The 23,038-nt window shown below is 43.4% G+C and carries 18 protein-coding genes; 4 read left to right on the top strand and 14 right to left on the bottom strand.

Annotated features, from left to right (window positions below; all coding sequences use genetic code 11):
• Positions 1 to 54: 54 nt before the first annotated feature.
• Together KKOR_RS03930 and KKOR_RS03925 are read right to left on the bottom strand one after the other, a co-directional pair.
• On the bottom strand, positions 55 to 2,070 hold the full coding sequence (locus tag KKOR_RS03930) for a TonB family protein (RefSeq protein ID WP_012800718.1): 2,016 nt from the start codon (positions 2,068 to 2,070) through the stop codon (positions 55 to 57).
• Positions 2,060 to 2,437: a BlaI/MecI/CopY family transcriptional regulator gene (locus tag KKOR_RS03925; RefSeq protein WP_012800717.1), complete on the bottom strand. Its 378-nt coding sequence runs from the start codon at positions 2,435 to 2,437 to the stop codon at positions 2,060 to 2,062. The genes KKOR_RS03930 and KKOR_RS03925 overlap by 11 nt, the downstream gene beginning before the upstream one ends.
• A 165-nt stretch (positions 2,438 to 2,602) precedes the next feature.
• On the opposite strand from KKOR_RS03925, the gene KKOR_RS03920 reads away from it, so the two are divergent.
• Together KKOR_RS03920 and KKOR_RS03915 are read left to right on the top strand one after the other, a co-directional pair.
• On the top strand, positions 2,603 to 3,913 hold the full coding sequence (locus tag KKOR_RS03920; protein ID WP_012800716.1) for a dicarboxylate/amino acid:cation symporter: 1,311 nt from the start codon (positions 2,603 to 2,605) through the stop codon (positions 3,911 to 3,913).
• Between the two features lie 83 nt (positions 3,914 to 3,996).
• On the top strand, positions 3,997 to 4,548 hold the full coding sequence (locus tag KKOR_RS03915) for a hypothetical protein (protein WP_012800715.1): 552 nt from the start codon (positions 3,997 to 3,999) through the stop codon (positions 4,546 to 4,548).
• A gap of 8 nt (positions 4,549 to 4,556) precedes the next feature.
• On the opposite strand, the gene KKOR_RS03910 is transcribed toward KKOR_RS03915, so the two are convergent.
• The 5 genes from KKOR_RS03910 to fadR all read right to left on the bottom strand — a co-directional run bounded on the left by KKOR_RS03910 (position 4,557) and on the right by fadR (position 11,468).
• On the bottom strand, positions 4,557 to 6,446 hold the full coding sequence (locus KKOR_RS03910) for a S9 family peptidase (RefSeq protein ID WP_012800714.1): 1,890 nt from the start codon (positions 6,444 to 6,446) through the stop codon (positions 4,557 to 4,559).
• A gap of 2 nt (positions 6,447 to 6,448) precedes the next feature.
• Positions 6,449 to 7,111 carry a thiopurine S-methyltransferase gene (gene tmpT / locus KKOR_RS03905; RefSeq protein ID WP_012800713.1) on the bottom strand — a complete coding sequence of 221 codons (663 nt, stop codon included), beginning with the start codon at positions 7,109 to 7,111 and terminating at the stop codon, positions 6,449 to 6,451.
• Between the two features lie 15 nt (positions 7,112 to 7,126).
• Entirely contained in the window at positions 7,127 to 8,281 is a 1,155-nt protein-coding gene (gene sohB, locus KKOR_RS03900; protein ID WP_012800712.1) for a protease SohB, read from the bottom strand.
• A 201-nt stretch (positions 8,282 to 8,482) separates the two neighbouring features.
• Positions 8,483 to 10,627 (bottom strand): hypothetical protein, encoded by a 2,145-nt coding sequence (locus KKOR_RS03895; protein ID WP_012800711.1) that lies wholly within the window; start codon positions 10,625 to 10,627, stop codon positions 8,483 to 8,485.
• A 118-nt stretch (positions 10,628 to 10,745) separates the two neighbouring features.
• Positions 10,746 to 11,468 carry a fatty acid metabolism transcriptional regulator FadR gene (gene fadR / locus KKOR_RS03890; protein ID WP_012800710.1) on the bottom strand — a complete coding sequence of 241 codons (723 nt, stop codon included), beginning with the start codon at positions 11,466 to 11,468 and terminating at the stop codon, positions 10,746 to 10,748.
• Between the two features lie 395 nt (positions 11,469 to 11,863).
• Between fadR and KKOR_RS03885 the strand changes: the two genes are divergently transcribed.
• Complete coding sequence (locus KKOR_RS03885) at positions 11,864 to 12,061, top strand: hypothetical protein (protein ID WP_012800709.1); 198 nt, start codon at positions 11,864 to 11,866, stop codon at positions 12,059 to 12,061.
• A 32-nt stretch (positions 12,062 to 12,093) separates the two neighbouring features.
• Here KKOR_RS03885 and KKOR_RS03880 read toward each other — a convergent pair whose 3' ends face one another.
• Positions 12,094 to 14,319, bottom strand: a complete 2,226-nt coding sequence (locus KKOR_RS03880; protein WP_012800708.1) for a winged helix-turn-helix domain-containing protein — start codon at positions 14,317 to 14,319, stop codon at positions 12,094 to 12,096.
• Positions 14,320 to 14,520: 201 nt separating this feature from the next.
• Between KKOR_RS03880 and KKOR_RS03875 the strand changes: the two genes are divergently transcribed.
• Positions 14,521 to 16,602 (top strand): hypothetical protein, encoded by a 2,082-nt coding sequence (locus KKOR_RS03875; RefSeq protein ID WP_012800707.1) that lies wholly within the window; start codon positions 14,521 to 14,523, stop codon positions 16,600 to 16,602.
• 83 nt (positions 16,603 to 16,685) lie between these two features.
• Here KKOR_RS03875 and KKOR_RS03870 read toward each other — a convergent pair whose 3' ends face one another.
• Genes KKOR_RS03870 through KKOR_RS03845 form a run of 6 tightly spaced genes read right to left on the bottom strand, consistent with a single transcriptional unit; the run spans position 16,686 to position 23,011 of the window.
• A complete protein-coding gene (locus KKOR_RS03870) occupies positions 16,686 to 18,377 on the bottom strand; it encodes a Na(+)/H(+) antiporter subunit D (RefSeq protein WP_012800706.1) in 1,692 nt (563 codons plus the stop codon).
• Positions 18,364 to 18,696, bottom strand: a complete 333-nt coding sequence (locus KKOR_RS03865; protein ID WP_012800705.1) for a hypothetical protein — start codon at positions 18,694 to 18,696, stop codon at positions 18,364 to 18,366. Before KKOR_RS03865 ends, KKOR_RS03870 begins: the two co-directional genes overlap by 14 nt.
• The gene (locus tag KKOR_RS03860; RefSeq protein ID WP_012800704.1) at positions 18,689 to 20,209 is read right to left on the bottom strand and encodes a monovalent cation/H+ antiporter subunit D family protein; all 1,521 of its coding nucleotides are present in this window, start codon (positions 20,207 to 20,209) and stop codon (positions 18,689 to 18,691) included. The genes KKOR_RS03865 and KKOR_RS03860 overlap by 8 nt, the downstream gene beginning before the upstream one ends.
• Entirely contained in the window at positions 20,206 to 21,684 is a 1,479-nt protein-coding gene (locus tag KKOR_RS03855; protein ID WP_012800703.1) for a monovalent cation/H+ antiporter subunit D family protein, read from the bottom strand. Before KKOR_RS03855 ends, KKOR_RS03860 begins: the two co-directional genes overlap by 4 nt.
• A complete protein-coding gene (locus KKOR_RS03850; RefSeq protein WP_012800702.1) occupies positions 21,684 to 22,049 on the bottom strand; it encodes a cation:proton antiporter subunit C in 366 nt (121 codons plus the stop codon). The genes KKOR_RS03855 and KKOR_RS03850 overlap by 1 nt, the downstream gene beginning before the upstream one ends.
• Positions 22,046 to 23,011 (bottom strand): DUF4040 domain-containing protein, encoded by a 966-nt coding sequence (locus KKOR_RS03845; RefSeq protein ID WP_012800701.1) that lies wholly within the window; start codon positions 23,009 to 23,011, stop codon positions 22,046 to 22,048. The genes KKOR_RS03850 and KKOR_RS03845 overlap by 4 nt, the downstream gene beginning before the upstream one ends.
• Positions 23,012 to 23,038: the final 27 nt, after the last annotated feature.

Raw genomic sequence — 23,038 nt, 5'->3', positions numbered from 1 at the left:
ATGAGTAAAAAAAGCCCGCAGATGCGGGCTTTTTTTTATTGCTCGAAAAACAAACTATTGAAGTTTGAAGTCCAGTTTGTATTTTAGGTTTTGTGTTTGCTTATTATGTGCAAACTCCCACTCCTTGAATGCATTCAAAGCAACTTCATCAAAAACACCCTCTGGTACCGATTCACTAACCTTAATGTTTAAAGGCTTTCCATTATGGTCGACATCAAAGTTAAAAATCACATGTCCTTCAATACCTTTCTCCGCTGCAGCCTTAGGATATTGTGGAGGCTTAGGTGCTTTTGTAAAACCTACTTCGTTAACAGATTCAGGTTGTTTAGGTTGCGGCGGAATTCTAGGCATATCTGGCTTAGGAATCATGCGAATTTTCGTTTCGAATAGAGCTTTTTCTTCTTCTGTCATTTCGCGTTTCGTTCCATTTTCAAGAATCATATACTTGCCATTTTCAACAGAATAAACTTTTCCATTATCTTCTTCCCATTTAATTACACGGGTTCGTTTATTCTCACCATTAATGATTTCTTCATCGTCAATCATGAGTACTCTATGGGAACCACTGGTGCTGTCGCCTGATTCGCGCTTAATGATAATTTCACGACGCTGATTTTCAATATCGGCACGAGCTTTTTCCATATCTGCTCTAGCTCGTTCCATATCAACATGGATGCGATTTCTCATCTTGCCGCTAGACATTTCTTCTTTGGCTTTCAGGATGGCTTCTCTAGCTTGTTCCATTTCTTCTTTAGAGATGTTTCCTTGTTGATAATCTATCTCAATTTCACGCTGAGCTTCGGCTAGAGCTTTATGGGCATTTTCTATTTCAATCTCAACATCTTGGAGTTCATTTTCATGAAGTACTAATACGCGATGAGCATTTTCCAACTCTTTTTCGACCAGTACTAACTCTTGCTCTGTCATATGCAAGTGCTTTTGAGCTTCTTCATGCTTTTTCTCAAAATCTTTGCGTTCCGCAACGGTCATTGAACGTTTATCACCACCTTCAAGGATGTAATATTGATCGTTTTCCTGGATATAGGTGACACCATCTCCCTCGCTAAACTCAACGACAACTTTCTTATTACCTTCATCATCAATTGATATGTTTTCAGTGGTTACAATACGCTCCTCTTTTGGCTCCTTATTGGCTGCATAGACGGCACAACAGCTCAGGACAAAGGCTGCGCCTAATGTCATGATAACCTTGCCGGTTTTGTTTAACGGATCTGTGATATTCATAATTCTTTCCTCAAGTTGGTTAAAAACCTTCCATGAGCAAAGTAGACTTACAGAGTGAGTGGCAGAAACTGTGGATAGTAGCGCATGACCATAATCTTTGGTTCGTGACGGATTGCCTTTGTTAAGCACCAGATAGTCACAAAATAACTCCTGATCATGCCTGAAATTTTTACGAGCAATATAAATAAGCGGATTAAACCAGCCAATGCAGACCAACACATCCCACAGCAGGTTTAGCCATAAATGCTTCTGCTTAATATGCTGCTCTTCATGCTCAATAATGAGCTGAATTTGCTGCACGGAAAGCTTCTGTGCAACATGAATCGGGAAATATATTGTGGGGGTGATAAAACCATAGACTGCCGGCGACATCTCTTTATGAGCAACGGCAATCACGCGGTATCGACTCTTTGTTATTAAATTAAAGCCCGGCAATTCACTAATTGGCCTTTCAATTTTCTTTAAATCTTTTCTTAGTTCAATGTGCTGAATGATCAGCCTCAATAACAATAATGTTGTACCTGATAGCCATAAAGTCCCTAGCCACCAATAGTTCTGTAACGTCTCAACTGGCTTTGCAAGCATCACAGATACCGCTTGCCCAATGTATTCAGAATTCGCACTGCTAAAATCAATGGAAGCAATAATTTTTGCGACCACGAAGCCAAGTGGGATGGCTAGCCAAAGTAGGTAAGAGTTATAACTTTTAGTGGTTTTTCGAATAAAGAATCGAACAATAAGAACAGTCAGAACAATAACACTTAAATCAAGATTAAAATGCCAGAAAGCATCCAGCCAGCCGTTCATTTTAAGATCACTTAACATTTCCACTCTCCTTGTCGCTAAGCAATCCCTTTAAATAATCTAACTCATCTTTCGATAACTGTTTATTATCAACGAAAGTAGCAAGCAATTCTTTCATATTGCCCTTAAACACTTTATCCAGAAAGCTCTCGCTTTCGTCTGCCAGGAACTCATCTCGCTCTATGGCGGGAGAGTACAAATAACGACGTCCCTCTTTCTGGAAAGTCACAACCCTCTTCTTAACCAGACGATTAAGAAAGGTTTTAACAGTCTTTTCACTCCAGTCCTGAGTTTGGAGTCGCTCCACGACCTCAGTACTGGTTAACGGAGATTCCTGCCACAGAATATCCATTACATTCTTTTCTGCTTCACTCACTCTGATTGACATACTTTGACTCATATCAGTTTGTATCGTTTATGATTACACATGTAATCTACAGCAAAGATTACACTTGTAATCGAATGTCGTCAACCCTAAATTTACAAACACAGCATATTTGCAGTTTTCCGGCCAATCGCTTAGAGTTCATCTATTCAAAATGGGGCTAATAATATGAATCTAAGTTTAAAAATCCTTATCTTTATGGTTGCTGGTGCGCTGGTTGGCGTACTCTTCCTGCAGTTTGGCGACTATCAATGCGCAAAAGGAATCACTAAAGAAGCTTGTTCAGCGATTCAAGACGATAGCTGGGCTTACACTTACTTTGTAAATGGCATCTTTGATGTTGGCGGCAGCTGGTTTATCAATGCACTCAAAATGCTGATGGTGCCATTGGTCTTGGTGTCATTGGTTTGCGGTGTCAGTTCATTGGCCGACCCTTCTAAACTGGGAAAACTTAGTTTGAAGTCTATAGGTCTTTATTTATTAACCACAGCCATCGCGCTAACTGGCGCTTTGACTTTAGCGTCTATCTTCAAGCCTGGTGTTGGCATGCCTGTTGGTGAAGCAACCTTCGATGCCAGCGATAAGCCTCCATTAACTAAAGTCTTAATTGATATTATTCCAACCAACCCTTTTGAGGCCATGGTTGCGGCCAATATGCTGCAAATCATCGTGTTTGCGATCTTAATTGGTTTGGCCATTACTATGGCCGGCGAAAAAGGCAAACGAATCGGCAACTGGTTTAACGATGTCAATAAAGTGGTGATGGAATTGGTTAATATCATCATGCGCTTTGCCCCTTATGGCGTTTTCTTCCTGATTGCTAAAACCTTTGCTGAGTTTCCATTCTCGGACTTGGCGGGGTCACTGGGCTCATACTTCTTATTGGTCATAGTAGCGCTAATTCTTCACGCCCTAATCACATACGGCGCTCTTATTACTTTTCTCGCCCGCCTCAACCCAATTAACTTTTTCAAAGGTATGTGGCCGGCGATGCTAACCGCCTTTGGTACTTCCAGTAGTAATGCAACTCTACCTGTGACCATGCGTTGTGTTGAAAAAAATCTGGGGGTTCATCGCAACACCTACTCCTTTACGCTACCGCTTGGTGCGACCATCAATATGGATGGCACCGCTATTATGCAGGGTATCGCAACTCTGTTTATTGCCCAGGCCTACAGCGTTGATTTGAGTATGGCGCAATTATTGACTGTGGTACTAACCGCCACACTCGCCTCAATTGGTACAGCTGGTGTGCCTAGCGTTGGCTTAATTCTATTAGCCGGCGTATTGACTCAGGTAAACCTACCGGTGGAAGCGATTGGTATGATTCTAGGTATTGACCGATTACTGGATATGACGAGAACTGCAGTCAACATTACCGGTGATGCCGCCGTCAGTGTTATTGTCGCCAAAAGCGAGAATGAGCTAGATAAGGACGTATATAACCATCCCAAAATTCACACTGAGTTTGATGATTAACTCATAATACAGAGTATTAAGAGGCGGCCTATGCTGCCTCTTTTTTTAGACAAAAACTTCACAAGTAATGAAAAGGAATAATAATGAAGAAAGTAACCACTATCAGTTTACAAGCTATTATTTTCATCTTGGTACTCCAGGGCTGTTCTAGTATCCCATTGTCCACCATGATGAAGATGTCTGGGTTTGATGAAAATAGTTTCACTGAAGTAACTGCTGAAGAAGTTCGAGTCAAAGTCCGAAGCAATACACAGCATAATGTCTTAAAAGAAAATGTGCTCCGCTATCAATACCAAGGATCAGACGGTGTTCTTGATGAAAGCTTTTCTTTAGAGCTGATTGAGGAAGATGTTAGAATGATTGAACACTGGTTCTCTGACGATAGCTTCGAGCATTCCAGTGTCTATCAGTTAGATTCTGACGGGCGCGCCAAGTTTAAAAAACTTCAACAGCACCCTTTAATCAACAATAAGAATCGCGAAGGGAAGTTCAAAGTTACTGTTACCTTCAAGTTTACCGACCAGGCCCCTAAACAGGTGTTATTAAGCGTTGATCTATTGTTAGCTCCAGAAGACGGATTCTTTACATTGCTTGATGACCATGAGTTTGACCTGGAAGCAGCTAGAAAAAAGTAGCTTTCTCTCTATAACAAATACTTCCGATAAAACGCTAACTCTGCGGTGAAGGCTTTAATGATGGTTTCGGGTTTTCTGAAACCATGCCCTTCACCCTCAAAGGTTATGTATTCATAGGGCAGACCTTTTTCTTTAAGTGCCTTAACCATGGCTTCGGCCTGATTGGGCGGAACTACTTTATCTTCCAGCCCCTGCAGGATCAGAATTGGGCAGGAAAGTAATTCTGTATGGTTAACTGGAGAACGTTGGTGATACAGTTCAGCGCACTCTGGATAAGGCCCGACGACTGAATCCAGATAACGAATTTCAAACTTATGACTGTCCTGAGATAATGAAACCAGCTCTGCAACGCCATAGCGGCTCATACCGACCTTAAATACATCATGGAAGGTTAGCGCACATAAAGTCGTATAACCGCCCGCAGAACCGCCTCTTATGGCCATTCTTGAACCATCGATCACCCCTTCTTGGGCTAGATGCTGCCCCATGGCAATGCAGTCATCGACATCGAGAATGCCCCATTGACCTTTCAGGCTATCTCGATAGGCGCGGCCGTAGCCGGTACTGCCACGATAATTAACATCAGCAACTGCAAACCCACGGCTGGTCCAGTATTGAATGGTCAGGTTTAAACCGTTATCGGTCATGCCAGTTGGCCCGCCATGACTCATAACAATTAATGGCGGCTTTTCGTTTGTCGATCCCTGGTACTCTGGGTTCTTAGGCGGATAAAAATAGCCAAAGGCTTTCTGGTCGCCAGTCGTAGGGAATTCAATATGACGTGGCACTGAGATGTAATCGGCAAGCTGGTCACCTTCGATCTCCGTTAATTGGAGAGCTTTACGGCTTTGGAAGTTGAATTGGTATACAGCTTCTCCAGTCTGCGGGTTGGCAGCCATAAAGTATAACTCGTCACCATCACTGACCATCTGTCCATTAAAGGCAGTCCACTGGCCACTACACAGCTCAATGTCACCATTTTCAAGGTTGATTTGATACAGCGCCTGTTGACCTTGTTTGGTACCGATTGCAATCAATTTCTTGTCATCTAGCCACTGCACCGTTCGACAGCCAAACACCCACTGCGGCAGACCAAACTCTATTTCAAGCAGTTGATGGACTGGCTCACTAGGATGCTCTAAAGAATAAATGTGCCACCATCCATCGGAATCAGCAACATAATACAATTTGTTATCAACTGACCAGAAAGGATGATACACCGAGACATTGTCACCACCAGCCACTTTACGCTGGTTAGAAACCACTCCCGATTCAGAGATATCGGCAAGCCACAGCTCAGTTTCATCCCATGGCATGTTTGGATGATTCCAGCTAATCCAGCACAGTTGTTTGCCATCTGGACTGATCCGCGGACTCGAATAAAAATCATATCCCTGTGCAATAACCTGCTTGGTGTAAGGTGCAGTAACCGATATAACGATTAACTCATTAATCACTTCATCCGCTTCATGTCGCTCATGAACACAAACGGTGTACGCCATATTGGGCGCAACCTCACCGTCACAATAACGCAGGCTACGTTTTACGGGCGGCTCAGGTGTTATAAACTCTACGCTGTTGGTCACCAGGTTTTGCAGGCATAACCGCTGATCCGTGTCATCCGCAAAGAGTAACCACTCACCTCGCCCCCAAAAATCACCACCGGCATATTCATGTACACGAGTGCGCACATTAAAACCTTCTGGTGTGATATCCTCTCGCTCTTCATTTTGAGAACGCACAATAACACCTCGGCCTTGCTCGTGCGGGCGAGATTCCAGCCAATAAATAGCATCATTGATAAATTGTATTTGGCCATAGCGAGTTGATTTGCTGGCCAACACTTGAGGTGTAATTGGTGACGACCAAAGGCCGTAAGGAGTGATTTGTTTATTCATAATTAAAACGTAATTTGGTATAGGACTTCGTCCAGACGACTGAGATTGAGTTCTTTCCAGCGTGGGTGACTGTCTAACAAGCTGCAACGACACAGCTCTTCAACTTCCCCATCCGGAAACTGTTGTTTGATTTCATCCAAAGTGATGTGAAAAGGAGGCCCAGACATTTCATCCGGCAGATAATCCATGGTCACCAAAAGGATGGTTGCATTGTCCGCCAATAAGCTTTTCAAGTGTTTGGCATAAGAGGTTCGCATTTGATCGGGTAATGCAATGAACGCCGCACGGTCATAGACTTGCTCAAATGTCCCAATGTGATTTTCGGTAACCTCAAAAAAATCCGCCAACCACACTTCCATAGTGTCATTATGATAACGAATTAACTCGTTTCCATTAGCGACGGGAAACGTTTGTGAGGAAAACTCCAGTTGATTTTCTTGTATAAAACGATTGACCGCTTTGGGATTAAACTCAACCCCGACTGGATAATAGCCCTGTTCAGCAAGGAACAGCAAATCAAGAGATTTACCGGACAGGGGAACCAAGACTTTTTCACTCTTATTAAAGAGTTTATTGACGTACTTAACCAGAAATGTATGCGCCTCAGCCAGATGAAATGGCTGAGACTCACGCTGCCAGCAATTATCCCAGAATTCAAAATCCATAAAATAAGGAGTGTTTTATTTAAAGATATTGCTTTGTGAAGAACGTTGTATCCAACGTAGAACAAACTTATCCATGGCCTGATATAAGTTGACCGACAAGCGCTCAGTTAATGGTTTACGTATATCATATTTAATGGAATACACGTCCATAGTATTGAGGGCATCAAGAATAACATCATCGCTGGTTTGAAGCTTATCAACCAAGCCAAGCTCTAAAGCTTGTCGACCATACCAGTGTTCACCAGTTGCTACTTTATTCAAATCCAAAGCTGGACGATTCTCATGGATAAAAGCTTTAAATAACTGATGCGTTTCTTCTAGCTCTTGCTTAAATTTCTCGCGTGACGCGGTGGTATTTTGACCGAACATTGTTAAAGTGCGTTTGTGTTGACCTGCGGTATGCTGTTCATAATCAATATTGGCTTTTTGCAACAAGCGGTTAAAATTTGGAATCTCTGCAACAACGCCAATAGAACCTAATATTGCAAATGGTGCGGCAATCAATTCATCAGCAACACAGGCCATCATATATCCACCACTGGCTGCAACTTCATCAACGGAAATGGTCAACTTTAAACCGGCGTCACGAATTCTTTTTAATTGCGAAGCAGCAAGACCATAACTGTGAACAAGCCCCCCAGGGCTCTCTAGACGAATCATAACCTGATCACTTTTATTAGCGGTTGCCAAAATAGCAGTGACTTCTTCGCGTAAAGACTCTACTCCCGATGCATGAATATCACCTTCAAAGTCAATGACATACATTCTTTGAGGGCTATCGCTAGAGCCTTCAACCGCAACAACATTGCCCTCTTCGTCTGATGTTTTATCACCAGTTGTTTCAATGGCAACAACCGGTTCATTTGATACTTTACTAGAAGACTTTTTAGCATGCTTAAGTTTTTGCTTAGCGTCCTTTTCCTGCTTTTTATCACGCTCCTTCTCTTCCTTAAGAAGCTGCTTATACTCTGCATTAGTCAGGATTTCATTTTTGATCGATTGGCTATTGTCTTTAATTGTCTCGCCAAGATTGACTACCTTAATATCACCCTTGCTTGTTGAGCGCTGTCTTTGGCCCTCACTAATCAGCATGCTGATAATAATGATGACAACCACTGCAATGGTGGCTGTTTTCAATAAAAATAAACCGTATTCGCTTAAAAATTCCAAGTCATTCTCCGAATGTCAGACTGTCAATTCTTGTTTTGCTCAGGCAAATAAGCCTTTGAGCACAAAATAGTTGGCTATTTTAACACCGACTTAGCTAAAGGTATAACTGTTACCACCATAAGCTTCTTTACTCACTTATGGTAAATATCAGGCACAAAAAAGCCCTCAATCGAGGGCTTTAATGAATATCGACTTTTTGGCTTATTCTTCAACCAAAGAAGGGTCATTTACAACAACTTGTGTGCCACCGGAGGCAATGAAGTTAGCGATAGCAGTTTGCATTGAAACTGTTACCGCCGCATCCGCAGATGGGCTTAGTGGCGAAGCATGGTCACCTGAAACATACTTCAAGAAAGCACGATCTGTGGCTGTAGATTCAGTTACAGTCGGTAAAGCAAATAACGCAGCGTGAGGAATGCTTCCTGCAAGAGGAGCCCCAGAAACTGCATTAGGTACTACCTGATCATTCTGTACCTGTAACGCCAACATTGGTGTTGCCTGCATCTGTGCCAAAGCTGCATAGTTGACAGGGTCGCCAGAATCTACAACTGTTTGTGCTGCAAACAAGAACGGCTTCAAAACTGCTGACTCAAAAGCAGGATCATCCACGGGAATACCAGATGCTGCTGCTAAGCCACCACGAATACGTGGACTGAATGACGCTGAACCATCAAGCATTTGAGCAATACTGCCCGAAGTTGTTGCCTGTACGCTTACTTTAACCTTATCGCTCAGACCAATAAACTTGGAACCCGCAATGCCTCCCAGAGAATGACCCATGAAACTAATGTTATTCTCATCGAAGTCTGGCTGCGTATCACCGTCAACATCCATTGCAGGAATTGCTTCTTCCAATACTAGAAGATCTAGTACAGCCTGACGTAAATTATCACGAGAAACTACTAAATTAGTCAAATTAATAGTATGAGCACCAGAGGGATCAGGGATAGTATCTGGTCCAGGTGCAGATGTGTCATTATCAATGTAATCAACACCAAAAGTACGTTCGCGCACATCACCAGCGGCATAACCTTCAAAAATACCGATTGCACCACCACTAGCCTGTTGCAGGCCTAAATGCACTAGGTTATCAGCCGCAATACCATGCAATGGTAGATCCATCGCTACAACTGCTGTACATGCACCAGCCATAGTATCTGCAATTCCCAGCATAGCGGTACGGTTACTGGTGATACCATGTTGGAAAATCATCACAGGATATGGTTTTGGACAGTTAATATTCTTAGGCAAGGATACTAGCAGTGGAACAACCTCATCACCCGTTTTTTGTGCTAGCGGGTTCGCATAAGTGATAGGGGCTCCTGCTAATGGATTTGGCACAGGGCCTTGTTCCGTTGGAATCTGGTCAGCACCAACCCATGGACTATTTAATACAGCAGTTGGATTCTCTACGCTTGGAGCAGACAACAAATAAGGAAGCGTCACCTCACCTTTATAAAGGTTAGCTGCACCTATTCCAGTAAATGGCGTGGTGTCTGTAAACAGACTAGAGAAGCTAGAAGTAGGTCGTACCCCGAAATCATCAGCTGCAACTTGAACATAAGCGTTATTCGCTGTAATTAATGCATTAGCAACTGATTGAACAGTAAACTGATAAGTCAAAACCACGTCATCACTATCAATACCAGCACTTGATGAAGCTGCCAGCATCGCTTGCGTTAATTGACGTAACGGCTCTAAGCCTGCTGTGGCGCTACCTTCAGGAATTGGATCTGGAGACTTAACAACTGAGAACTGTGCATCAGAAATCACTGCATTACCATTAGCATCCAAAATACCATCGGTTACTACAACCATATAGCTGGCTTGCGGCTCTAGAGGCCTCAACGGTATAATGCCAACAGAAGTTGAACTTGCAGGGACAGCGACGAAATCTACACCCGCCACTAACTCAGCTTCAACACCAGTCACAGGGCCTGTTGGTGCAGGGATACCTGTGCCCGGGATAGCTTCTGGGCGATTAACCGAGACTTTAAATAACCGAACAGTCTGACCGGGTACAACAGTTGAGCCATCAATTGCGCCTCGGAACTCAATGCTAAAAGGAGCATGAGTTGACCAACCATCTAATGCACTGATCGCATTTTGTGGATTAGACATATCAGTTGGGTCATCCGTTGGGATGTTAAGAGTTAAATCAGCTGTGCCACTGAACAGCACATCATTTGGAATTGGCAACTCACCATTGCCTGGTGCAAATACTGGCGCGACTAGCTTTGTGCTACCCTCACCAATACCTGGAATCTTTGGTTCTTCTGGACCGTCAGTACAAGCCGTCAAAATCATGCTGCTCAACAGCGCGACTCCGTAAAAAGCTTTTTTCATCTCTTAACTCCCATTCGGTATAAACGACTTAAAAGCCGTTATTCGTTATGTTTATATGCAGAATTACCCCAATCCTACTCTTTAACAGTGGTTTTATGCAAGTGGACTTACCAGTAATTTATGCGCCCAACTCACTAAAACTTTTTAATTCTGATTTAGCTTTATTCCACAGCTCACCGCTCTCATGACCGTAATCCCAAAGGATTTTGACTACTTGGTCGGCATCACCTTTACCAATGGCCTCTTCAAGGTCTTTGTAATATTGGTATGCCAGCTTACGCGTCTGCTCCCAGCCAAAATAAAAACGGCCGAGCTTATAATAAATCGCCTCAAAGCCGTTTAGCATCAATGTATAAATTGGATTTCCAGATGCTCGAGTAGCGGTATGGTGAAAGTGCCAGTCAAAATCAATATAACCATCAGTATCGTTTGCCACATCATCCAGCTCTTTCAGAACATCTAAAAGCTGCTGAGGGTCATTTTTTACGGCCTGACGCAGGAAAATACTAGCAATGGAGGTTCTGGCCTGAAGCAGGTCATCTGCCAACTTCATTGATCCTTCATCATCTAGCGTAATCAAAGTATCCAGAACATTCAGTGTCGCAGACTGCCAAATGTCATTCACTTTGGTTGGCTTGCCGTGCTGGATCGTTAACCAGCCATCTCTAGCCAAACGTTGTAAAACTTCACGTAATGTAGTGCGCGTTACCCCAATTATCTCTGCCAGTTCACGTTCGGCAGGTAAAATTGTTCCGGCGGCAAATTTGCCATTCCAGATTGATTCAACGATATATTGTTCTGCAAAAGCAGCTGGCGTTAACGCCTTAGCTGTTGAAACCATCAGCTATCCCCGTATTTAAGAATTCTTGTAACTGGTAAGAGGTCGATTGTCACAGACTTTTTAGCACATAGTAACAGCCATTTCCAGCTGTAACGACAGCCATCTCAGGAAATATCGCTGCTCTCAGCAAGACTTAGAATCAAATCAACTGTTTGTATTATCAATACAGCGCCGTAAAATACCTTAATTGCTTTAAAAGATAAACCTGTGCCTTTCAAAGGATTTATCTCTCTATCCATCCGCAACGGACTGAATCTTATCTGCTTAACTTTTCATTAAATAAACATTAACCAATCTCACTAGCTAATAACAACAAGGCAAATTAAGCTTTAACCCGCCTCATCCTGAGGCTCTCATAAGTTGAATAACTGAAATAATGCTGAAGGAGAAGTTAAATGAAAGTACTACTTGCTTTATTAGTAGCTTTAATCATCGGTTCTAGCTACGGCTTAACTCATAATAATATACAGAACAACGCAGCCAGCCCTCTCCTGCTCCAAGCTGATGAGCCGGGAACAGGCAACGATGGCGAAGATACCTCTGAGCGAGGCATGATGTGTCGATTGTTTGGTGTTTGGTGCAATGTAAATTGATATAGCAGTATTGAAGCCCTGAGTTTAGCGACTCAAGGCTTCAGTAACACCAATGATGATTGAGTTTGAGTGTTTCTCTGATAGAGAATCTTATCAGCTTGATGAGACACGGATAGTAACCAAGGGGAACCATAGTAGCTTTGTACAAAAAAACGCTTCTGCTCAGCGAGGTCATAACGGTAAACACTCATCTTAGGATAGTCATTAGATAAGTAATAAATATTATTTTGCCTAAGGTAAATGCTGTTCCAACTAAAGACATCAATGTTGTCAACTATACGAATCTCTTGGTCAGAATCACTCATAGCCATGCCATAAGTTTTAAACCATAATCCTTTGGTGTGATACTTCAGGAAAAAAATCCCAGCTTGATCCGGTGACTCAAAAGCTGCATAACCGCCCTTTTGAGTTAGTTGTTTCGGTATAGCCTTATCGTTCTCGGACTGTAAAGACAGTTTATAAACCTGCCAGTCTCCATCACGATCAGATGAAAATAACACTGAACGACCATTGACGGTCCATGACTCCCCTTCTATAGACTCTCCACCTTGCGCTTCATACAGGACTTTTAGCTCCATGTTATTCAGTGATAATTGATAGAGAAATTTATTATGTATAAATAATAAAGATTCATCATCTGGAGACCATCTTATTCGTCTAATATCGAAATTCCTTTCAAAGCTGGTCAACTGCTGCTCCGTTCCATTGGTATTTTTAAGCCATATTTGTGGCTCACCGGTTCTTCTTGAAACAAAAACAATTCGGTCAGAAGTATTTGCATACTCCGCATAATTATCAATCGAGCTGGACGAGATAATGGTAAGTGGCTTTTGTTCACTCACAACACCTTCCCCTAATGACTCAGCAACAATATTAACCACCTTACGGCCAGTAACTACCGCCAGCTCATCCTTTATACGAGAATGGGTCGGAAAAGAGATTGGCTCAACATTTTTAACAATATTTCTTTCAACCCCCATCCCCACATGATAGGCATCGATCTCAGTTGAATTACGATTGTAAATGATGGTTTCCCCTTTATTCGACCAGTCGAAGTAACGATTCCATCCCACCAACTGTCGCACCGTCTTAACGCTATTGCTCTCTAAATCCAACAAGTCAATTCGGCTATTACGCCAATTAACATCATTCAGAATGGCGAGTTTATTATTCTCGGGAGATAGTTTTATACCAAGAGCTCCTCGAGTTTCCCCTTGAGTGTAATTCGTTAATTGCTCAGTTTTACCGGTTTTTATCGTCAGCCGAAAAACCTGTAGCGGAGAAACTTTAGTGCTAGCGCTGGTGTAGTAGAGGTATTTACCCTCTTTACCCCAAACTACCGAGTTATGTTGTAAAACACCGGAGCAATTGACCAGAGTGCTTGCATCACTCTCTTCAGTAGAAGAAGGAGGACTTGCAGTCGAAGAAACAGATACTGGAACAGCAATAGCGTCAATCATGCAACGCTGGTTATCGTAACGTAAAATAGCCACTTTACGTCCATCGGGTGACCATGAAGGGCTAAGCTCATCAGTAATATCGTCCGTAATCTGGTATAAGCGGCCATCAACCAGGGATTCCACATAAATATCCCAGTCGTCTTGCACACCACCTCGATAACTAAAGGCTATAAACTGACCATCAGGAGAAAAACTCGGATCTCTAATAGCTCCATCTAAAGTAATCAAAGGGGTGGAGCGAGAATAACTGGTCATCGAGTAATAAAAATAAAGCTTTACGGTTAAAAAACCTACTACACTGACAATCAACAATATAAGTCCCCAGAAAATACTGCTCCGCCAAAGCCCCCTTTTGGTAAGCTTGCCTTTACTTACCATTACGCCATGTTGGCTTTTGTCAGAACTCAAAAGGCCGGACTCACTCAATCTTTCATGCTCGTTATCATTAACCTCTTCTGTGAACGATTCCTTAAGCAATCCACTGACACTGACACTGACATCACATACTAGCTGATAACCTTTCTTGCGGATGGTTTTGATATATTCCCGACTTGGATCTCTTGCCAATATTTGCCGAAGCTTATTAATGATTCTGTATACAGAGTGATCACCAACAACCCTTCCTGACCAGACAGCTTCAATTAGCTCACTTCTACTCACTACCTTTTGCGGATTCTGAGTAAAGTAAACCAGTACATCCATAGCCAGTGGCTCAATATTATGTTCTTCTTCTTGAAAAATTAGCGAATTGCGATCGGGGAAGACTAACCAGCTTCCCATTTTTATGGTTTTAGGCATGACTCTTAGACTGCTCTCTTTGCTATATGATGATTAAAAATAAGTTATTGTTAAATAAAGAATTTACTAGTTTTTTAATAATATTATTAGGTTGCTATTAGATTACAATCAACTAAATATCACAACGTCATCAACCTTCTTTTGCTGATTTATGCCACTGTTTTGAAGCTTAATTCACAAACAGAGGAAGGTCATTAAATCATGAAAAGTTATAAATATCTCACCATGGCGTGTCTATTGCCAATATTGTGGTCAGGTTCACCTGAACTATATGCAAAAGACAAAGAAGCACTAAACCAAAAAGCTTCCCCTCAGCTTATAGAACCATGCTTAGAACCTGTCAGTATTCAAAACCCAAGCATCAATCGTATTGAACCGATTGATGATTGTGATGGCGGCGGTGGCGGCTCGACAGGCCCTTACTACCCACCAGGAACACCCGGCTCTATAAAAACTCCTGTGTATACCAATGACAGTAATTATCGTGTGACCTGGAGTAGCGGTAACGGCTATGGTTACTCTGTACGCAATGAACTTTATCAACAAACCAATAACGGTAGCTGGTCAAAAGTTTATGACGGTTACGGCACAAGTAAATATTTCTCTGTTTCTTCTGGTAAAGCGATGAAGCGTTACAGAGTCAGATCATGTAATAGTAAAGGCTGTAGTAGCTATCGTTATAGCGACAAGATGATGGTCAATTATCAACCACGTCCAAACCTTTATGCTGAATACAGCTTCCTTTCCAATATTGATCAAAAAGCTACGGCCTATAAATCTTCTGCTGATAGCTACAAATCAGCTTTGATTAGAGATGATGTCTCAAGCAGTGCAACTTTTTCTACCACCAGTTCAGGTGAACGATTCTACCTTGGTGATGGCTATGATCTTATTCGAGGTTCTTTGAAACAAACCTGTCTCGATGTTGATCAGGCAAACTTTCAAATCACTCAAAATACTCCATACGAGCCTGTAACATTTAACGTGGATTATGTGGAAAACAATGATCACCTGGCAGAATTACTTGATGTGTCAGCTTCGGCCAAAGTTGGTTTTACAGGCGATGATCTGAGTCTCGGCGTGTCTGGAGAGAAGTCTCGCTTTGTTGAGTCTATTTCTGATCATGACACGATTCGTTTTGTCGTAAAAATCGTGAATCGTGAGGAAAACTGGCGCTTGACAACTTCTGCCGATCCAATCGACCCAGACTTCACCAACAATATGTTGTCACCTAATGATGACGATGCTAAAGCAGACTTCAGAGAGTTCTGTGGCGATGCCTTTATTGATGGTGCCAACGTTGGTTCAGCACTTTATCTAGTGTTCTCCTTTGACTCCAAGAAATACAGCTATACAGAGCGTGAACAAAAGAAAGGTCAGCTTGGTTTAAAACTAGGTGATGTATTCAACGCTAACGGTGCAGCTTCATCAAATAGCGAGTTGGAAATTCTTCTTGAAAACCTACAGGTTAGCATTAGCGCTTCGCAAGTCGGTGGCCCAGAGGGTTTATCTGCCAGCGTGACTCCCGCTAATGTTGTTGACAAATATAACCAGTTCTTACAAGGTACCAATTCCAGCAATTGGGCAGCGGTTGAGTTCTCCACTCGCCAATATGTTAGGCCTTCTGCTTATAGCAATTATCCTCACTCTGCTATTTTTGCTGATTTTACTGGTAATCAAGGACCACTAGCTCAAATGCGCCGCTGGGCTAACATCAGTGTTCAACATACCGAGCGCTGTTCACCATGGAGTGATTACGATAGAAGCACTCCAGGCCAATGTGGCAGCTCACAGATAGAAATCAGCACTGCTATGGATGCCTGTCGTAATACACGACAATGGGCAGATTGTGAGCATCCTTTGGCTTACACGACTGGAGCAATAAGTGCTGCTTACCCAGGCGTTAATCTTTACAACTGGTTGAACTCCAATGTTAAAAAGCTTGAAAAGACATCGGTATCTGACACCTACGACCATCATGTCTATAAGGGTTCCATCGCAGTTGATGATTACACTTGCTTAGCTGCTACTTCCTGCTTTGCCAACCCCTACCGAGGTACTGGCCCTGGTATCGGTAAAGGGTTTGAAGTTATTACTTATGAGTATGACAATCCTAAAGGCAGTGGCCGTAGTTATAGAATTTCGCCACAACACTGCGTGAACTCGACCGCGTATCTTGATACACGCAACTGGTTCATGGGTGATACGACTGCGGACTGGCATTACAAAGTAAAACTGGAAGGTTTATGCCCAGAGTTAGAAGACTTTGTTATCGTTCAATAGGCTTTCAATAGCCCAAACAAAAAAGCCGGCGCAAGCCGGCTTTTTTTATCACTGTTTATTACTGCTTATTACTGAATTATTAGCTACCAAAAACTTAATATCAGAAAAGTCGCCAACAGTATCGTGACCCAGATGACCATACTTCCTGAAAGCTGGGTTCTTGATAAAACACCGTCCGGAGCATGACGCGACAGCATACCAAGCGCTCCATTTAAGCGGTTCATAAACCAGCCTCTGAAGGCTTCATCCAGACGCCACATGCCGTTAAGTAATGGCTTCAAGGTTGCTGGGAATAAACGACGATACAACCAATCAGCATCCAGATTCACAGACGGTAGCTCTGGTGGATACATGCCACGCAAATTCAACCAGACGAAGGCCAATGCAGAGAAGAACAGAAGCTGCAACTGAGTGAGCACGTGTGTTGCATCATAAGGATTGTAGCCGGTATCGAACGGCAACAATTGATAGAGAGCGTTCGGATAGACGCCAATCGCAATACACAAGACCGCTGAAATAGTCATTGCCATCAGCATGTTCTTCGGTGGCTCGGTCGTACGAATGCCTGAATCATGCGCAAAGAAAGCAAAGTATGGGATCTTGATGCCCGCATGGTGGAATACGCCTGCTGCAGAGAATAACAACAATAGCCAGGCCCAGCCATAACCATTTTCAATTGCAGCTGACATCACCATTGATTTACTGACGAAGCCGCTGAACAGTGGGAAGGCAGAAATCGAAGCGGCACCGACCATACACAAAATAGCGGTTTTGGGCATGCTCTTATACAGACCACCCAGCCTAGAACCATCGATTTTACCAGTCATGTGCAACACCGCACCCATCGACATAAATAACAGGCCTTTAAACAGAATATCGTTAAAGGCATGTGATACGGCACCATTCACTGCCAATGCTGTACCAATACCAATACCGACCACCATAAAGCCGATCTGGTTGATCATACTGTAGGCCAGTACGCGACGAAGATCATTTTCAATAACGGCGAAGAAAATCGGGAAACAGGCCATCGTCACACCGATATATATGAGCAACTCTGTCCCAGGATAGGCACGCGCCAACGCATACACCGCAACTTTCGTAGTAAAGGCACTTAAAAAGACGGTTCCGGTAGGCGTTGCTTCCGGATAGGCATCGGTTAACCAGTTGTGCAACATCGGGAAGGCACACTTGATGCCAAAAGCGATAAAAATCAGCCAGCCCGCAGTACCTTCCAGGCCAATCAAACTAAAGCTGATGCTTTGCTTGTGGTAAGCGTAAAAAATGATACCCACCAATAAAATCACGCCGGAGAGCACCTGAATGATCAGATAACGCATACCTGCAACATAGGAGCGCTCAGTACCTCTGGCCCAAATCAAAAACACCGAGGTTATGGCCAGCAGTTCCCAGAAAACAAACAGCGTCAGCAAATCGCCGGCAAATACAGCACCAATTGCACTACCAGCGTACAAAAGTCCGCTGATTTGTTGCAAAGTGTCTTTAACGTGAATGGAGAATAAAATAGCCAGGAAAGCAGCAATATGGAAAATATACCCGAACAACAGGCTAAGTTTGTCAACGCGATAGATTTCTAACGAAAATCCTGCCAGCTCAAAACCAACACTGGTTCCGACCGGTACTGTTAATAAATGCAAACCACTTAAAACCGGAGTGATCAGCAACACAGCCTGACGCACGCGCCCCTGGGTCAACAAAGCTATCAGCGCACCAATAAAGAACGGAGCGAAAGCTGGCATCTCAATCATCCACATGCTCGCCTCCTGCTTTCTTCTCTTGGGTCTCGTTTTGAGTTTTATTCTGTTTTAATTCAATACGGTCATAATAATCTTCATCGCGCATCAAAAAGGTACGCATCCACTTTGCCACCAACACTAGAACTACACAGCCCACGAATCCATAAATGGCATAAAAACCGAACAGTGATTCCCATGAATGATAAATGTGACGATGAATGACAAAGTCTAATAGCACCAGGACAATACAAATGGCGTACACCACATAAAGAAGGCGCTTAACGTTTTTCGGGTTATCAAATAAATACTGTTTCTCAGTATTATTCTGCTTAGCCATTAATACCTCCGGACAAACCTGCTAGAGAAGCGGCCAGCTCGTAAAACACATGAGGCCAGAAAAATAACACCATCGTCATTATTGCTGTCAAAGACAAAGCGATTAATGATGGCCAGGGTGCTTCTTTAATCTGAGCTCTCTCAATTCGTATAACTTTCTCATTCGCGCGGAAATCCGCCCCTTGAGGCCCAGCCCCCGGGAAGAACGCACGCAATGGAATCGGTAACAGATAGGCGATATTCAACAAAGAACTGACCATCAAGACACTCATTACAACCCATTGATGCGTGTCTAAAGTTCCCATCAATAAATACCATTTGCTCCAGACACCGCCTGCTGGCGGCAGGCCAATAATGCTCAAGCTACCAATAAAGAATGCAATCATGGTAATCGGCATGGCTTTGCCCAGCCCTCTCATGTCGCTGATCTCAGTTTTATGGGCTGCCACCATAATGGCACCCGCGCAGAAGAACAGTGTGATCTTACCGAAAGCATGAGCCACAATGTGGAGGGCACCGCCGAGAATACCGGCCTGCGAAGCTAACAAGGCACCAATCGTGATGTAACCTAATTGGCTGACGGTAGAGTAAGCCAGCCGTTTCTTAAGATTGTCTTGGCGCATGGCAACCAATGAAGCCAATAACACCGAAGCTGCCGCTAAATAAAGCAACCATTGAGTAGCAGGAATATCACGCAGCAAATCAATGCCAAAGATATACACGCATACTTTTAACACCGTGAAGACACCGGCTTTCACAACCGCAACCGCATGCAGCAAAGCACTAACAGGAGTCGGCGCGACCATTGCTGCTGGTAACCAACGGTGGAATGGCATAATGGCGGCTTTACCAATGCCAAAAATAAACAGCACTAGCAATACGCTGGCAGCAACTTTAGAAGTGCTGTCGTCAAATACGCCACCTTGAGTAAAGGTTAATGTACCTGCCTGCCACCAGGTGCCGACGATCGCTAACAGCAAGAAGCCGATAGACGTTGCCAACAATATCGACAAATAAGTACGCCCACCCTGCTTGGCTTTTTCAGTACCAGCATGGGTAACCAATGGATAAGTGGATAGGGTCAAAACTTCATAAAAGATAAATAAAGTGAATAGGTTATCGGCAAAAGCCAAGCCCATAACGGCGGAAATAGCTACAGCAAAACAGGCATAGAATCGAGTCTGATTGACTTCGCCGTGGCCGCGCATATATCCAATCGCATAAATCGAAGTTACAAGCCACAAGGAACCAGCCACCATGCTGAATAAGACACCAAGCGGTTCAGCTCTAAAGGCGATATCTAAACCCGGAAGCAGTTCAATCCAGTGAACATAAGCTGCTTGCCCCGCATCAAAATTCTGATAAAACACAATCACTGCAATCAGCAATAAACCGCCTGAGATCAAGGTCACTGCTTCGCGCAAGTTAGGCCACTTCCCAAAAGCAATAATGCCCGGAATTGCTAGTAGCGGCAAAATGATGATTAGTTGCATCAATACACTTTGTTCAATCATTTCGCACCCTCAAACAAGACTCCAGAAATTTGCTCGGACAGGCCAACGGTAAAGCTTGTGTCAATACCGAAGTAAATATTGGCAAGCACCAGAATCCAGGTTGGAATCAGAATCATCAACGGTGCTTCTTTGTAAGGTGCGCTGTCTTGCATTGCTTTGCGGAAATAAGCCACCTCAACGATTCGCCAGACATAAATCACTGCCAGCAAAGAACCTATTAATACCAAGACAGCAATTGGCCACCAGTTCGACTCTAACAAAGCCAGAACCAGGTACCACTTACTAACAAAACCGACCGTTAATGGCACACCAATTAAACTCAAACCACCAACCACAATAGCAGCCATACTCCACGGCATTTGCTTACCGAGACCCGAAAATGCTTTGAGGTTGACACTGCCCACGCGATAAACCAGTCCCGCCAACGCGAGGAAGATGGCACCTTTCATCAAGGCATGGTTAAACAGATGCAGCAGAGTTGCGGTTAAGCCCGTTTTCGAACCAATGCCTAAACCTAAAATCATGTAACCTATTTGAGCCACACTTGAATAGGCAAACAGCCTCTTCACGTTATCTTGATAAATGGCCACGATCGAAGCAGCAAAAACCCCCATCAAACCAAGTGCAACTAAGATTTCCTGTAATGGCAAGTGTGAGAATGAAAACTCAAAACCATAAACAGTGAAAATAAATCTTAGTAATACATAGATGGCTACTTTAGTTGCCGTTGCAGCCAGGAAAACTGTGGCAATTGAGGGTGCATATGCGTACGCATTGGGTAGCCATAAATGCAGTGGAAAAAGCGCCAGCTTTAAGCAAACACCGACCACGAAAAATGCAAAGGCGGTAAATACTGTTTTAGTCTGCTGCACTTCTGGCAGGCGCTCAGCCAGATCGTACATATTCAAGGTGCCGGTCATCATGTACATCAGACCGATACCAATCAGAATAAAGGTCGCTCCGATGGTGCCCATGATCAAATATTGATAAGACGCCCATAGTGCACGGCGATCTCGCCCCATAGCAATCATGGTGTAAGACGCAAGCGATGATATTTCTAAAAAGACGAAAACATTGAAAGCATCGCCGGTAGCTAAAATGCCTAACAAGCCGGTTAGACATAAAAGATAGGCTACATAAAAGTAGGTTTCTTTACGTTCAGTTAATTCTTTTCGCAGGCTTGGCCCGGCAGCCAATAAGGCTAAAGAGCTGATTGATGTCACCAAAATTAAAAGATAAGCATTCAGCAAATCGATGCGATACTCAATGCCGATCGGTGCATCCCAACCGCCTAATGAATAGCTTATGGCTCCTTGAGTCTGCACTTGTTGAAGCAACAAAATGCTGATCACAAAAGCTAAGGCGCTGGCAATAAAAGTGAACCAACGAACTAATCGTGCTTCACGTAAAATCAAACAAATAGGGGCTGCAAGCAAAGGAACAATCACTTGCAGTATCGGTAAATGCTCTATCACTATTCAGAACCCTCTTGCTGCAAGTCTTTTTCCTGAATCATATCCTCTTCAACTGAGCCGTAAGCTTCTTTGATCCTAACCACCAATGCTAAACCTAATGCTGTGGTTGCTATCCCGACCACAATCGCGGTCAAAATTAATACATGCGGCAATGGGTTTGAATAAACCTTGTAGGCCTCGTTTAAAATTGGCGCAGTACCAGCGGTCACTTTGCTCATACTGATATAAAGAATAAAAACCGAGGTCTGGAAAACAGTTAGCCCGATCAGTTTTTTAATTAGATTGCCATGGGCAATGACAATATAAAAACCGCTCATCATCAGAATAATGACGATCCAGTAATTGTATTGTTCCAGAAAATTCATGCACTCTCTCCGTTGGCTTTACCAACTCGTCGGGCAAAGGTTAAAAAGATTAACATCATGGCGGTAGCGACGGTAATGCCAACCCCAAGCTCGATGATAATAATTCCCACATGCTGACCGGTAATTGGATTTTCAGCCAAGGCGTTATACTCAAGGAAGCGTCCACCATTTAGCATGGCTACCACACCGACACTGCCATAAATCAAAACCCCAACCGCAGCCAACACTTTAACAACAGGCATTGAAACTGCTTTACGCGTTGATTCGACGCCAAACAGCATGGCATGCAAAATAATAGCTGCAGCAAAAATTACACCAGCCTGAAAGCCACCGCCTGGACCATATTCACCATGGAATTGGACATACAGTGCAAACAACATAATCGGCGGAATAAGAATCTTACCAACGATTCGTAAAATTTTATGCTGGTACATTGGCGCAGGTTCATCACCCGTAGTTTCTGGCTTTTTTGAAAACTCAAGCATTGCCAAAACACCAATCACCGCCGTGAACACAACGACCACTTCCCCGAAGGTATCAAATCCACGATAGCTGGCTAATACCGAAGTGACTACATTTGGAATATCGATATCCTGAGCCGACTGTTGTAGGTAGTAAGGAGCAACATGCGTCTGCACTGGTGCATTCAGGTCACCAAAAGCAGGCATATCAAAAGTGCCGTAAACCAGCATAACACCGGTTATCAACACGACGAATAATGCAATCCGGGGGTGATGGAGCTGCCTATTTTCAAAACGCCCAGCCATAGATAAAACGGTCACCATCAAGATGGTTGAAATACCAGCACCCACAGCAGCTTCGGTAAAGGCAACATCTACCGCATCCATAAGCACGAAGAAGCTCGCCGTCAGCAGGCTATAAACACCCATCAACATAACCGAAGCAAACAGGTCTTTTGTGAACGCCAGGGACAATGCCGTTAACGTTAACAGTGCCAGCAATATGACATTAATGGTGATTTCGATGAC

Origin of the sequence: Kangiella koreensis DSM 16069 (assembly GCF_000024085.1) — a bacterium.
In the GTDB taxonomy this organism is placed as follows: domain Bacteria; phylum Pseudomonadota; class Gammaproteobacteria; order Enterobacterales; family Kangiellaceae; genus Kangiella; species Kangiella koreensis.
Note: the sequence above shows the minus strand (reverse complement) of the source record. Positions and strands in the feature narration are given on the sequence as shown.